This is a genomic window from Microbacterium paraoxydans (genome assembly GCF_018224615.1).
GTDB classification, from domain to species: Bacteria; Actinomycetota; Actinomycetes; order Actinomycetales; family Microbacteriaceae; genus Microbacterium; species Microbacterium paraoxydans_B.
Genome location: NZ_JAGTUK010000001.1, coordinates 506053 through 519618, shown reverse-complemented (window position 1 = coordinate 519618; position 13566 = coordinate 506053). Strand labels below are relative to the sequence as shown.

10 protein-coding genes are annotated in these 13566 nt (G+C 71.6%); 4 read left to right on the top strand and 6 right to left on the bottom strand.

The annotated features are described in order from the left end of the window. Positions 1 to 149: 149 nt before the first annotated feature. Positions 150 to 3320 carry a S8 family peptidase gene (locus tag KE274_RS02455; protein WP_211540949.1) on the bottom strand — a complete coding sequence of 1057 codons (3171 nt, stop codon included), beginning with the start codon at positions 3318 to 3320 and terminating at the stop codon, positions 150 to 152. 188 nt (positions 3321 to 3508) lie between these two features. On the opposite strand from KE274_RS02455, the gene KE274_RS02450 reads away from it, so the two are divergent. The 4 genes from KE274_RS02450 to KE274_RS02435 all read left to right on the top strand — a co-directional run bounded on the left by KE274_RS02450 (position 3509) and on the right by KE274_RS02435 (position 7657). Continuing rightward, complete coding sequence (locus KE274_RS02450) at positions 3509 to 4054, top strand: ECF transporter S component (protein WP_211540947.1); 546 nt, start codon at positions 3509 to 3511, stop codon at positions 4052 to 4054. An 88-nt stretch (positions 4055 to 4142) separates the two neighbouring features. Beyond that, on the top strand, positions 4143 to 5951 hold the full coding sequence (locus KE274_RS02445; RefSeq protein WP_211541672.1) for an ABC transporter ATP-binding protein: 1809 nt from the start codon (positions 4143 to 4145) through the stop codon (positions 5949 to 5951). Continuing rightward, on the top strand, positions 5948 to 6769 hold the full coding sequence (locus tag KE274_RS02440) for an energy-coupling factor transporter transmembrane component T (RefSeq protein ID WP_211540945.1): 822 nt from the start codon (positions 5948 to 5950) through the stop codon (positions 6767 to 6769). The genes KE274_RS02445 and KE274_RS02440 overlap by 4 nt, the downstream gene beginning before the upstream one ends. A 12-nt stretch (positions 6770 to 6781) precedes the next feature. Next, positions 6782 to 7657 carry a siderophore-interacting protein gene (locus KE274_RS02435; RefSeq protein ID WP_211540944.1) on the top strand — a complete coding sequence of 292 codons (876 nt, stop codon included), beginning with the start codon at positions 6782 to 6784 and terminating at the stop codon, positions 7655 to 7657. Between the two features lie 85 nt (positions 7658 to 7742). Here the strand turns inward: KE274_RS02435 and KE274_RS02430 are convergent, their stop codons facing one another. From KE274_RS02430 to KE274_RS02410, 5 genes are all read right to left on the bottom strand, one after another. After that, the gene (locus KE274_RS02430) at positions 7743 to 9104 is read right to left on the bottom strand and encodes an HNH endonuclease signature motif containing protein (RefSeq protein WP_211540943.1); all 1362 of its coding nucleotides are present in this window, start codon (positions 9102 to 9104) and stop codon (positions 7743 to 7745) included. Between the two features lie 99 nt (positions 9105 to 9203). Then, complete coding sequence (locus tag KE274_RS02425; protein ID WP_211540942.1) at positions 9204 to 10298, bottom strand: serine hydrolase domain-containing protein; 1095 nt, start codon at positions 10296 to 10298, stop codon at positions 9204 to 9206. A 56-nt stretch (positions 10299 to 10354) separates the two neighbouring features. Then, positions 10355 to 11290, bottom strand: a complete 936-nt coding sequence (locus KE274_RS16735; RefSeq protein ID WP_211540941.1) for a carbohydrate ABC transporter permease — start codon at positions 11288 to 11290, stop codon at positions 10355 to 10357. A 2-nt stretch (positions 11291 to 11292) separates the two neighbouring features. Further along, positions 11293 to 12198: a carbohydrate ABC transporter permease gene (locus KE274_RS02415; protein ID WP_211540940.1), complete on the bottom strand. Its 906-nt coding sequence runs from the start codon at positions 12196 to 12198 to the stop codon at positions 11293 to 11295. A gap of 29 nt (positions 12199 to 12227) precedes the next feature. Then, positions 12228 to 13553 (bottom strand): ABC transporter substrate-binding protein, encoded by a 1326-nt coding sequence (locus tag KE274_RS02410; RefSeq protein WP_211540939.1) that lies wholly within the window; start codon positions 13551 to 13553, stop codon positions 12228 to 12230. Positions 13554 to 13566: the final 13 nt, after the last annotated feature.

Below are 13566 nucleotides of genomic sequence, written 5' to 3'. Positions count from 1 at the left end.
CATGCGGACCGATGGACGGTGCGACGAGCGGTGCCGATCGCGCGATGAACGGAGCCCCGTCCGTCCACCGGGGAGACGACGGCACGGCCGCACGACGGGATCCGTCGTGCGGCCGTGCGGGGTCGCGCCGGCGTCCGGCGCTCTCCGACTCACCCGGGGGCGTCGGTCTCCGGGGGCTGCGTGGGCTCCGGCGTCGGGTCCGGTGTCGGCGTCGGCTCCGGGGTCGGCGTGGGCTCCGGGGTCGGCTCCGGCGTGGGCTCCGGGGTCGGAGTCGGTGCCGGGGCGGCGTCCGCCGGCACCGTGACCGTCACCACGGTGCGCACGTCCGAGTCGCCGTACCGGACGACCCCGAGGTAGCGCGTGCCGGCGGTCAGACCGGTCCACCTCAGCTCGTAGCTCGTCTTCTCCCCGCGCACCGCGGCGATCGGGTTCGGCGTCGCGGTGAACGCGCCCTGGTCACCGGGGAGCACGCTGGCGTAGGTCATGTCCCACGTCATCGGCCCGGTGGTCGAGTACACGTTCGCGACCACGAGGTAGGTGCCGGCGGTCGGCGTGGGCACCGTCACCTGTTCGTCGGCCGAGCCCGTGGCCGACTGCCACCGCTCGTAGTAGCGCAGATCGTCGGGGCTCACCACCCGGTACACGGTGAGGTCGAGGTCGCTGCCGTCGTCGTCGGAGGAGTCGAGGTCGAACCGGGAGAGCGTGGCCCCCTCCGGCACATCCACGATCCAGGCCACGTCCTTGTTCGCGTCGCCCGAGTTCTCGTCGCCCGAGTGCCCCTCGACCGGGTTGTCCGGGTCGGTGAGCAGCTGGAACGGGGTGAGACCCGAGAGGCCGAGCGCGAGGTCGCCGTCGAGGCCGGGGATGATGTCCACCGAGGTGCTGCCGTCGGCACCGCTGCCGGTGACCTCGAGCGGGGCGTCGGCCGTGACCGGGAACACCGCGATCGGCGAGCGCACGGTGTTCTTCGCACTCGTCCACGTGAGCGAGCCCGTGGCCCACTGCTCGACCGGGGCGGTGGTGCTGTCGAACGTGACCGTGAAGGTCTTCGACTGCCCCGGCTTGTCGAACGTGAGCTGCGACGGCGTCACCGTGACGTTCACGCCCGGCACCGAGGCCTTCGCGGTGAACACGCCCTTCTCGGTCGAGGTGACGGTGCGGGTGACGGTCTGCGCGCTGGCCAGCGAACCGATCGAGATCGAGGCCTGGTTCAGGTCGCTGCCGTCGATGGGGTCGATGCCGGGGAAGTCCGACAGCCCCTTCCCGTCGAGGAACGCCGCCCAGTCCGCGAAGCCGTTGAGGTACAGCAGGCCGGGGTTGAGGTACCGCCGCGCGTCGACCTGACCCGCGCCCTGCTCGAACGGGTTCGTGTTCTTCGAACCGTCCGGGAGCACGGTGTCGGACGCGGTGGTCATCATCGCCGAGCGGATCTCCCCCGGGGTCGCCCGCGGGTGCTCGCCGAGGTACAGCGCACCGAGTCCCGCGATGTGCGGGGAGGCCATCGACGTCCCGGAGAGGATGCCGAAGGTCGGCTGCTCGCCGGGCGCGTTGTGCGTGGCGGCGAGGATCGCGACGCCCGGTGCCGCAATGTCGGGCTTGAGCACGTCGTTGCCGTCGGCGATGACCGGTCCGCGGCTGGAGAAGCCCGCGATCTGCGGCGTCGGCGTGGTCACGCCCGTGGTGTTCTCGCCGACGAGGGTGATCGGGCGATCGACGCCGCCGCGCACGTAGGCGAGCACGGCCTCGCGGTGCACCGCGTTCAGGTGCACGGTCGGTACCGCGTGGAAGTCGTTGTCGAGCGAGTCGGCGCCGCCCGGCACGTTCACCAGGACCATGCCGATGCCGCCCGCGTCCTTCACGACCTGCGACTTCTCGGCACGCGCGTTGCCGCCGCGGTCGCACACGACGATGTGCCCGGCGACCTTCGCGGGGTCGAGCGTGCCGACACCGCACAGCTGCGGATCGACCGCCCCCGCCGCCGCGGCGTCCTGGGCGGCGATGGCGGGACCGGTGACGCTCTGGCCGAACGGCACCGTCACCGACGCACCCGCCTGCGCGAAGCCGTCGAACTGCACGGTGCCCTCCCACGTCGGGATGGTGGACGCGGCGACCGTGGTGTACCAGGGCGACGCGTGGTCGGCGGTGACCGGGTCGGGGCCGTCGTTGCCGGCGCTGGTCGCGACGAACACGCCGGCGGCCGCGGCGTTGAGGAACGCCAGGTCCTCCGGGGCCATCACGGTGCTCGCGGCGCCGCCGCCGATCGAGTAGTTGATCACGTCGACACCGTCGGCGACGGCCTGGTCGATCGCGGCGACGAGGTCGCTCAGCGCGCAGATGTCGTCCGTGGTCACGCTGGTGTCCGGCCCGACGTAGCAGGCCTTGTACGCGGCGACCTTCGCCCCGGGCGCGACACCCGAGATCGTGCCGAAGTCGACGTTCTCGATCGCGGCGTCCACCCCGAAGTTGCCCGCGGCCGTGCTGGCGGTGTGCGAGCCGTGGCCGTCGCCGTCACGCGGCGAGAGGTAGTCGTACTGGAAGTCGAAGCCGGCGGCCTGGGCTCCCGTGAAGAAGTACTGCCCGCCGATGAGCTTCGAGGAGTAGTCGCTCGTGTCCCAGTCCTGCCCCTCGACCATCGCGCCGCGGAACTGCCCGCCGTCGGACTTGTCGAAGTACACGTAAGTGCCGTCGGTGTAGGGCTGCTGGCCCTTGTGCCGGCTGTTCTGCTTCTTCTGCTGCTTGAGCTTCTTGCCCTCGAACGACGGATGTTCGGGGGCGATGCCGGTGTCGATCACGCCGACCACGACGCCCTCGCCGGCCTTGTTCACGCCGCCGGTCTGCTGCCACACGCCGCCGCGGCCCCTGCGGTCGTCGCCGAGGCCGAGGTAGTCGGTGGAGGTCAGCGCATCGGGGTGGCGGATCTCGTCGGGGAACACCCCGAGGACCTCCTTGGAGGCACGCAGCTGGTCCACCTGCTCGCCCGAGAGATCGGCACTGAACCCGTTGAGCACGACCTGGTAGGTCGTGTCGGGCGTGACGCCGACGTCGTTGATGAGGGTGGACTGCTGGCGCTCGAGGTGCTTGACGTACCGCTGCGCGTCCTGCGACTGCGTCTCGAGCTGCTCGCCCTCGGCGGGCTTCGTCGCCTTCAGGCCCTTCACGTCGCCTTCGTAGCTGGCGAGCGGATCGGCCTTCATGACCACGATGTAGTGCCCGGGGGTGCCCGCGACCGGGACGGGGTGCGTCACCTCCCCGGTCGCTGCGTAGCCGGTGGTTGCCGTCGATGCGATGAACAGCGTGGCCAGGGTGGTGGCCGCTGCCATCCGGAGGGGTGTTCGACCCATATCTCGCTCCCGATGATCACGTGCGGCGTCGTTGCCGCACCGCGGATCAACATAGCCCCGCTGCGGGCCGGCGGATCGAGAACTGAACGATGGTCGCATCCGGTCGTGCCGATCGGTCAGGGTGCACCGCGGCCGGGGCTGGCGAAGGTCGCCAGTAAGCTGGAGGGGTGGCCCGAACCCCCGTCCTGACGACCCGCGTGCTGCTCATCTGCGCCGCGATCGGCGTCGCCACGGGCCTTCTCGGCGGGATCGCCGGCTGGGTCACGCCGGTGCTGCTCGCGAGCCCGCTGCTGTTCCTGTACGGCCTCGTGCTGGGGTCGCACGTGCTGCCGGGGATCATCGCTCAGGAGGTGCTGCGGCTGCCGTTCGTCGCTCTCGTGACGCACGTGTTCGCCGCCCTCATCGCGAGCGCCTTCAACCCGGCGTGGGCGCTGCGCTTCCTCGGCACGGCGCTCCTGTTCGGCCTGATCCAGGAGGGGGTCGCGGCGCTCACGCGCTACCGTGCCTGGGGGGCCTGGCGGTTCTTCGTGTCGGCGGCGGTGATCGGCGTGATCGTGGCGGTGGTGGTGTTCTTCGCCGCGCACCTGTCGGTGATGCCGCTGTGGGCGCAGGTGCTGTACCTCGCGATCTCGGTGCTGGGGCCGGTGGCGTGGACCGCGGTCGGCCTCGCGGTCGGCGCCTCGCTGCGGCGGGCCGGGGTCGCGCGCCGCTGAGACTCGGGGCCACCCGACGCGCATTGGCGGAGCCAGGTTAGGCTCAGCTAAGTTGGAGTCACCTCCGTCGTCGAACCCGGGACCCGCCGTGCGCCCATCCGCGCCCCTCCTCCGCGTGCACGAGCTGTCGCTCACCCACGCGGGTGCCGCGCACCCCTCCCCGCGCGACGTGTCCTTCGACATCCGCCCCGGCGAGGTCGTGCTGCTGCTCGGCCCGTCCGGCTCCGGGAAGTCCACGCTCACGTTGGCGCTGAACGGGCTCATCCCGCACGCGCTCCCCGCGACCATGACCGGCACGGTCGAGGCCGGCGGGGTCGACACCGCGCATGCGCCGACCGCGACCCTGAGCACGCACGTGGCCATGGTGTTCCAGGACCCGGACGCGCAGATCGTGACCGGCACCGTGTACGACGAGGTGGCGTTCGGCCCGGAGAATCTGCTGCTCCCGGTCGAGGACGTGCGGGGGCGCGTGGAGGCGGCGCTGCGCCGGGTGGGGCTGTGGGCGCGGCGCGACGACAACCCCGATCACCTGTCCGGCGGTGGGCGGCAGCGCCTCGCGATCGCCTGCGCCCTGGCGATGGGCTCGCCGCTGATCGTGCTGGACGAGCCGACCGCCAACCTCGACCCGCAGGGCATCGACGACGTGTACGCCGCGCTCGCGGAGGTGGTGGCCGCGGGAGACCGGGCGATCCTGCTGGTGGAGCACAACCTCGACGCCGCGATGGCGTTCGTCACGCGCACGATCGTGCTCGACCGGGAGGGGCGGGTGGCGTTCGACGGTCCCGCCACGGAGACGATCCGGGCGCACGCGGAGGCCCTGCTCGACCTGGGGGTGTGGCTGCCGGGGGCGACGCTCGCGGCACTGCGGCTGCGCGCCCGCGGGGTGCCGGTCGATCCGCTGCCGCTGACTCCGGAGGAGCTCGCGGCGGTGCTGGACTCGGCGTCTCCGGCGGGCACCGGCGACCCTTCGTCTCGCTCCGCTCGCTCGGGGACCGGGGAGCCGGGGGCCCTGAGCGAGCCGCGCCAGCCCTCGGGCGAAGGGCGCGCAGATCCCGAGACCGCCGAATCCGGGTCTCTGCACGACGAAGACCGGGCGCGGGACGACCGGCGTGCGGAGCCGATCGTGCGGGTGCGCGGGCTGACCGTGCAGCGGCGGCGCACCGAGATCCTGCACGGGGTCGACCTCGACCTGGACGCGGGCAGCCTGACGGCGATCGTCGGCGCGAACGGCGCGGGGAAGACCACGCTGATCCAGGCGATCGCCGGGGTGGTGCCGCCGCCGAGGGGCCAGGTGCGCGTGGACGGCCTCGATCCGGCGACGGCGTCTCCCCGGGAGCTCGCCGCCCGTATCGGCTTCGTGTTCCAGAACCCGGAGCACCAGTTCATCGCGCCGACCGTGTTCGACGAGCTCGCGCACGGGCTGCGGCTGCGGCGCGTGCCGGACGAGGAGATCGCGGAGCGGGTGGCGGAGATACTCGACCGGTTCGGTCTGACGCACAAGGCCGACGTGCACCCGTTCCTGCTGTCGGGCGGCGAGAAGCGGCGGCTGTCGGTCGGCACCGCCCTGATCACGCGGCCGCGCGTGCTGGCGCTCGACGAGCCGACCTTCGGGCAGGATCGCGCCCGTGCGACCGAGCTGCTCGCCCTGCTGGAGAGCCTGCGCGCGGACGGCACCACGGTGGTGATCGTGACGCACGACCTGTCGCTCGTGGCCGAGCACACCACGCACACGGTCGTGCTGGCCGACGGGCGGGTGCGAGCCGCGGGCCCGACGGCCACGCTGTTCGCCGATGCCGCGGTGTTCGCGGAAGCGGGGCTGCGTCTGCCGGCGGTGCAGCGCGTGCTCGCCGCCGCGGGTCTCTCCGCCTCCGGCTCCGGCTCGGAGGCGGAGTCGTGAGCGTCGGTCCGGTCGCCGACCCGTACGCGCCCCTGGTGGCGACCGCGCGGCACCAGTTCCTGTACGGGCTCAATCCGCTCGCGAAGGTCGCGGGCTTCGCCCCCGCGATGGTGCTGCTCGTGTTCGTGCGCGACCTCGCGACCCCGGCGGCGTTCCTGGTGCTCGCGTACGTGCTGATCCTGTGCGGCGCCCGGCTGACCGGACGGCTGTTCGCGCTGCTGCTGCTGGGGTTGCCGCTGGGCATGCTCGCGGTCACGGTCGGGTTCTCGCTGTGGGTGGATGCGGCGCTGGTCGAGGGAACTCCGGCGGTGTTCTCGGTGGGCGGTTGGACGCTGCACGGCGGGGCTCTGGTGATCGGCGCGGCGACGGCGCTGCGACTGGGGGCGATCGTGGCGCTGGCGCTCGTGGGCGGGCTCACCACGAGCGGCTCCGATCTGGTGCGCGCGAGTGTGCAGCAGCTGCGCGTGCCGTATCGCATCGGGTACACGGCCCTGGCGGCGTTCCGTTTCGTGCCGCGGTTCGGGCAGGAGCTGGCGGTGATCCGGGCGGCGCACCGGGTGCGCGGGTACCACGGCGGGCGCGGGCCGTTCGCCCGGATCGCACGCGGGTGGGGGTACATCGTGCCGTTGCTCGCGGGGGCGATCCGGCATGCGGAACGCGTGGCGCTGGCGATGGACTCCCGGGCGTTCGGCGCGCATCCGACGCGTACCGAGCGGCACCGGGTGCCGTTCCGGCGCCGCGACGCCGTGTTCCTGGTGGCGATGCTGGCCGTTTCGGCCGTGATCTTCGTCGTCTTCTTCCCCTGGCAGCTTCCCTGAAAGGAGCCCTTCGTGGCCTACAGCACCATGGTCAAGCCGGAGACCGCCGAGCTTCTGCATCTCACGGTGCTGCGCACCGAACGGCTCGCCCCGCACTGGATGCGCGTGACCCTGGGCGGTGGCGAGATCGACCGGTTTCGCCCGATGGGCTTCGACCAGTGGTTCCGCCTGTTCCTGCCGATCGGGGGCGAGGAAGGGCTGAAGCGGGTGCCGGCGAAGGCGAACAAGCTGTTCGGCTACCTGAAGTTCTTGCGCATCCCCGACGGGGAGCGGCCGGTGATGCGCAACTACACGGTGCGCGCGTATCGCCCCGCCACGGCGGATACGGGGGCGGAACTCGACGTGGACTTCGTGCTGCACGGGTCGGCGGCGGACGGCACGGCGGGTCCGGCGTCGCGCTGGGCGGAGACGTGCGCGCCGGGTGAGCACGTGCTGATCATCGACGAGGGCCTGGCGTTCAACCCGCAGCGCGGCACCGATCGGGTGCTGCTGGTGGGCGATGAGACGGCACTGCCCGCGATCGCCGCGATCAGCTCTTCGCTCCCGGCGACGGCGAGCGGCACCGCGATCGTCGAGGTGCCGTCGGCGGAGGATGCGCTGGAGTTCCCGCGGCCGGACGGACTCGAGGTGACCTGGCTCGTGCGTCCGGACGGCTCCGCCCCCGGCGCGCTCGCGCTGGCCGAGCTGGGCCGCGTCGCCCTCCCGGTTGCGCCGTTCCACGCGTATGCGGCGGGCGAGCAGTCGCTGGCCTCGGGCGCCCGCAAACTGCTCGTCGGCGAGCGCGGAGTCGACAAGGGTGCCGTGAGCTTCTGCGGCTACTGGAAGTTCGGCGCCGCGTCTCCCGCGTCGAAGGCCGCCCGGGGTGCCGCAGCGGAGTCGTCCGCCTAGATCGGCTCGCCCGCACCCCACCCTCATCGCCCGCACCCTCACAACGGCCGCACCCTCACATCACCCGTACCCTCGCCCGCGGGTCTCAGGCGGCGACGTCGAAGCGGGCCCGTCCGCCGAGTCGGGGTGTGCGGGCAGGGTCGACGGTCGGGGGTGGCACGAACCACACGCGCCCCCGACGCCCCCGCGCGCCTCCCGATCCACTGCACGGCTCGATGCGGATTCCCCACCCGTTGTCGTGGATGCGGTGGTGACAGGTCTCGCACAGCAGCACCCCGTTGGACAGGTCCGTCGGTCCCCGGTCGCGCGTCCACCACCGGAGGTGATGCGCCCTGGTCAGCTGCGGCGACAACCCGCACATCGCACACCCGCCATCGCGTTCCACCAGGGCGAGGCGCTGCGCCCTGGTGAACAACCGTCTCTCCCGACCCCAGTCGAGGATCTCGCTGTCCCCTCCGAGCACGCACGGGATCACCCCGCCGCCCGCCGCCATCCGCCGCACCGCCCGCACGCTCACCGGCTGATCGATCCCATCGATCTGCGCCGATCCGATCCCTGTCTCCAGGTCGCTCAGGTTCACCCGCACCACCACGGTCGCACCCGCGAGCGGAACCCGCGACGCACACCCCAGCACATGCCCAGCGAACACGGCCAGCGCATCCGCCTGCAGCATCGCCACCGTGCGCCGATCCGCGTCGGGGCCGTTCGGGTCGGTCGCGTCTTTCCTGGCCGCGAACACCGCCGACACGTACCCGCGGATCGCGGCCACCACGGGTGCTGCGGTCTCGGCATCGAGCACCGCGTTCAGGTGCACCATCCCGCCGCGTTCGTGCAGCGTCAGCGACCGCCGTGCCCGTTGCTCCTCCGCCCGCGGCTCCACACCGTCGGGGTCCAGCCACGCCTCCGCTCGCACCACCAGGCGGCGCACGTCGTCCACGGACAACCCCACGGCCTGGCCCACCAGCACCCGCTCCGCCTCCGCGATCCGCTCGATCCCCGCCGCCACCCGGCACCGCTCCAGCAGGCCCACGATCACACCGGCGGCCTGCGCTCCCAGTTCGCCCCGCGCGAGCGCCGCACGCACCGCCGGGTATCGCGCCGGAAGCGGCTGCCCGAGCAGATCCGCGCGCGGCGCCGTCGCCTCGCCCACCGCGACCAGCCGCGCCGCTTCGCCCGCGGACACCCCCGTCACCGCGGCGATCAGCCTCGCCGGCGTGCGGTACCCCTGCTGCTTCGCCAGACTCCCCGCCCCCAGCTCGGCTCGAGACTCGTACGCAATACCCGCGGCCACCGCGACCTGCACCGCCTCCACCCGTCGACGCAGCAGCCCGATCGCCTCGTTCACCGCCACCAACTGCACGCGCGAGAGCTCCTCCGCCTCGCCCGCGCCCGCCCACACGGCATCGAGACGGCTCAGCGCCTCGTGCAGACCGGAGAGTGTGGACATGCCTCGATTTTACCGGCGTCGACCCCGAGTTTCGAACATACTTTCGAACCCGTTCCGGCATATCGCGAGGGCTGACGGAGCGCGGCAAACCCCGTACGCTCAGCGCGTGTCGGCGAAGAGCCCCATCACCTCGGGCCCCATCTCCACCTGCGTCAGGACGATGCGGAACGAGCCGTCGGGATCCACCGAGAAATCCGTGCCCTGCCCTCCCGACCAGCCGAAGCGCCCGGCGTGCGGCCCCTCGGTGGACATTGCGACCCCAAAGCCCCAGCCCGTGCCCACCCAGAAGCCGGGATAGAAGCTGTCCTCCGTCTTCGCGGACGCGGGCACCTGATCCGTGCGCATGGCGGCGCGCAGTCCGGGGTCCACGATCACCTTGCCCTCGTGCCGGCCACCGGAGGCGAGCATCCTGGCGAAGGCCGCGTAGTCGGCCGCCGTCGACACCAGTTCCGCGTGGCTGAGGTCGAACGGTGCCGGAGCGACGGAGAAGCCGCCCGCGGCGGGCTCGACCTCCACCAGCCGCCCCTCTTCGTGGCGGTACGCGGCCGGAAGCCGATGCGCCTGATCGCGGGGCACGGTGTAGCCCGTGTCGACCATGCCGAGCGGGTCGAAGAGGTCGCGCCGCAGATGGTCCTCCCACGGCCCGTCGACCAGGCGCGAGAGCAGGATCCCGAGCAGCCCGAACGAGTGGTGGTAACGCCACCCGGTTCCGGGATGGAATGCCAGCGGGAGCGCGGCGAGCGCGTCCAGCCACTCCTGAGCGCCGAGCGCGATGGGCTCCTGTCCCGCGGCGGTCCTGTTCGCGACCATGGCGGCGGCCAGCGGACTCGGCGTGACCATGACGCCGTACCCGGAGGTGTTGGTGAGCAGATGGCGGACCCGGATCGGGCCGTTCGCGGGCTCCACCTCGTCGAGGGGAGCGCCGGGCGACCGCAGCACCCGTCTCTTCGCGAGTTCGGGCAGCCACTCGTCGACGGGGTCGTCGAGGTTCAGGCGCCCGTCGTGCACGAGGCGCAGCGCGGCCACGGCGAGGATCGGCTTGGTCATCGACTGGATGCGGAAGATCGCATCGGCTGCCAGGTCGCCCGCCGTCACGGTCTCCACCCGGCCGTCGGCAGTGCCGAGCACGCCGACGATGCCGGGGGCGGTGCCGCGCGCGACGTGGTCGTCCAGAATCCGGGAGAGCGTCTGCATGGCCCGATTCAAGCCCGGCGGACATCGCCGTGTCTACCGGGCCCGCACGACGCCCCCTACTTCACGCTCCCCTGCGTGAGCCCGCCCACCAGCCACTTCTGCAGGAACAGCGCCAGCAGGTAGATCGGGATGAGGCCGGCCAGGCTGGCCGCGGCCATCTGCCCGAACATCACCTCACGGCCGCCCTGCATCAGGGCGATGCCGACCGGGAGGGTCTGCGAGTCGATGCTCTGCGTGAGCAGCAGCGGGATGAGGAAGTCGTTGTACGCGAGGATGAACACGATGATCGACACCGCCACGATCCCGGGGGCCGTGAGCGGGAGGATCACCGCCCACAGGGTGCGCAGCGGTCCGCAGCCGTCGATCTGCGCGGCCTCGTCCACCTCGAACGGGATCGCCCGGAAGAACCCGTCGAGCAGCCACACCGCGACGGGCGTCAGCAGCAGGCCCTCCACGATGCCGAGCCCGACCACGGAGTCCATGAGTCCCGCGGTGCGCACCAGCACGAACAGCGGGATGATCGCCACGATCGGTGGCGCGACGTACGCCGAGACGATCAGGCCGAGCGTCTGCTTCCCGCCGGCGCGCAACCGCGCCATGGCGTAGTTCGCGGGGATCGAGACCAGCAGCGACACCAGCACGGCGACGATCGCGGCGCCCAGCGAGTTGCGCAGATACGTCAGGATGGGCCAGTTCTCGAACGCCGACACCCAGTTCTCGAACGCGAGGCGCGACGGCAGGATGCGGGTGGAGAGGATGTCGTCCGGGCTCTTGAACGACATGCCCACCATGTACAGCACGGGCAGCAGCGCGAGCGCGATGGCCACCACGATCACGACCCACTTGAGCGCGGTGACCGCGACCGATGGCCGTCCAGGCCGGGAGATGCTCGACGTGCGGCTGCGACGGCGACGACGACGGGCGTCGGGCACGACCAGCGTGGCGGTTGCACTGTCGGTGGCGTGATCGGCGGTGCGGAGCGTGAGCGACACGGTCAGCTCTCCTTCTGCAGACGCTGCCGCACGGCGTTGAGCGGCAGGATGACGATGGTGACCAGCACCAGGAACGCGATGGTCTGCGCCGCCGCGGCGCCCACGTCGAAGGTCTGGAGCCCGGTGCGGTAGATCTGGAAGCTGCTCACCGTGGTGTCGAAGCCCGGCCCGCCGCTGGTCATGATGAACACCAGGTCGAACACCTTGAACGACACCACGAGCTTGAGCAGCAGCACGGTCACGAGGCTCGGCAGCACGAGCGGGAAGGTGATGCGCCAGAACGTCTGCCACACGCCCGCGCCGTCCACCTGCGACGCCTCGTACACCTCCGTGGGGAGGGTCTGGAGGGCGGCGAACACGAGCAGCACGCAGAACGGCGTCCACTGCCACGCGTCCACCACGATCAGCGACACCATGGCGGCCGGGCTCGACCCCAGGAACAGGAACGGCTCGGAGCCGGGCGCGAACGACTGCCCGATGTTGTTGAGCAGGCCGCCGGTGGGGGCGAGCATGAGCTTCCAGATCACCCCGGCCATCACGGGCGGCGTCATCAGCGGCAGCAGCAGCAGCACGCGGATGACCCGCCCGCCCTTGACGGCCGCGTCGAGCGACAGCGCCACCACGAGACCAGCCACCAGCGCGATGAGCGCGGAGGGGACGGCGAACAGGAGCGACCTGCCGAGGGACGGGAGCGTGACCCCGTCCCCCAGCAGTGCCGCGAAATTGTCGAACCCGACCCATTCCGAGAACGGCCGTCCCAGCGACGACTCCGAGAAGGAGGCGGCGATGATGTACGCGAGCGGGTAGATCGCGATGATCACGATCGCGAGAACGGCGGGCGCCAACAGCGCGCGGCCCGTCCACGACGCGCGTCGGGTGCGGCGCCGGGCGGTGACGGGGTGCGACATGAGCGGTCCTTTCGGGTTCGACGCGGCGGTCAGTCGGTCAGGGACTGCCAGGAGTCCCAGGTCTGCTGCATCGCCTCTTCGGCGGTGAGGCTGCCCTGCAGCATCAGCGCCAGGTTGTCGCTGAGCGCCTGGATCATCTCGGGCGCCTGCGGGGACGTCGGCCAGGACTGCGCGTTGGGCAGCACCTGCGCCGCGACCGCGGAGACCTCCGGGGCGAACTCGATGTACTCCGGGCTCTCCAGCGTGGAGGTGCGGGTCGGGTCGACGCCCGAGCCGGTCGTGGTGATGAGCTTCTCGTTCGTCTCCTTCGACGAGGCGAACGCCACGAACTGCTTCGCGAGGTCCTCGTCGCTGGCGTTCGGGCTGATGCCCATCGCCCAGCCTGCGTTGAGAGCCCCCGAGACCTTGCCTTCGGGCCCCACCGGCAGCGGCGCGACACCCCAGCCGTCCACGATCTTCGACTGCTCGGGGTCCTGCGCGAACACGCCCAGGTCGGTCCAGAACTCGATCATGCCGACCGAGCCGGACAGGAACTGCGGCAGCGCCTGCTCGAACCCGATCTCCAGCGGGCTGGGCAGCGCCGACGGGGCGGCGTCGAGCATCGACTGCGCCGCAGCCACCGCATACTCGGTGTCGAGCTGCGGCATCTGCGGGTCGATCGGGTCGGGCGACATCGTGGCCAGGCGGTTGAAGAACGTCGAGCCGATGTTGAACGCGCTCTTGGAGCCGAGCAGCGCGTTGCCGTACACGCCGTTCGCCTTCTCGGCGTCGGTGATCTTCTGCGACACCTCGACGTACTCGTCCCACGTGGTGGGCACCTCCACGCCGTTCCGCTCGAAGATCGCCTTGTTGTAGAAGAGCACGTGCGTGTCGCCGTCGATGGGCAGGCCATACGTGGCGCCTTCGTACTGCGTGTAGGGCCCGAAGATCGCCTCGATGAAGTCCCCCGAGTCGATGTCCTCGTCGGACTCCACCCAGTCGGTGATGTCGGCGAGAGCACCGGCGTCGGCGAGCGCGCCCACCGAGGTGTACCAGTACTGGATGACGTCGTAGTTGTTCGTGCCGGACTGCGCGTCGAGGATCGCCTTGGTCTGGATCTGGTCGTAGGGGACCACCTCGACCTCGACCTCGACGCCGGTTTCGGCTTCGAAGTCGGCCTCGAGGATCTTGCCTGCGCCCTCCTGCGGCGCGGCGATCAGGACCTTGAGGGTCTTGTCGCCGCCGTCGCCGCCGGCGCCGCCCGCGTCGCCGGAGCAGCCGGAGAGGACGAGACCGGCGACGGAGGCCAGGGCGATGACGGGAAGGGCACGGCGCGTCAGGCGCGCGGAGGATGAGGAGCGTCGTTGCACACTCATGGTGCTGTCCTTT

Bases quoted from the DNA above. Each gene is read 5' to 3' on its own strand.
- KE274_RS02430 (WP_211540943.1), bottom strand. From the start codon at position 9,104: ATGTCCACACTCTCCGGTCTGCACGAGGCGCTGAGCCGTCTCGATGCC.
- KE274_RS02425 (WP_211540942.1), bottom strand. From the start codon at position 10,298: ATGCAGACGCTCTCCCGGATTCTGGACGACCACGTCGCGCGCGGCACC.
- KE274_RS02415 (WP_211540940.1), bottom strand. From the start codon at position 12,198: ATGTCGCACCCCGTCACCGCCCGGCGCCGCACCCGACGCGCGTCGTGG.
- KE274_RS02455 (WP_211540949.1), bottom strand. From the start codon at position 3,320: ATGGCAGCGGCCACCACCCTGGCCACGCTGTTCATCGCATCGACGGCA.
- KE274_RS02410 (WP_211540939.1), bottom strand. From the start codon at position 13,553: ATGAGTGTGCAACGACGCTCCTCATCCTCCGCGCGCCTGACGCGCCGT.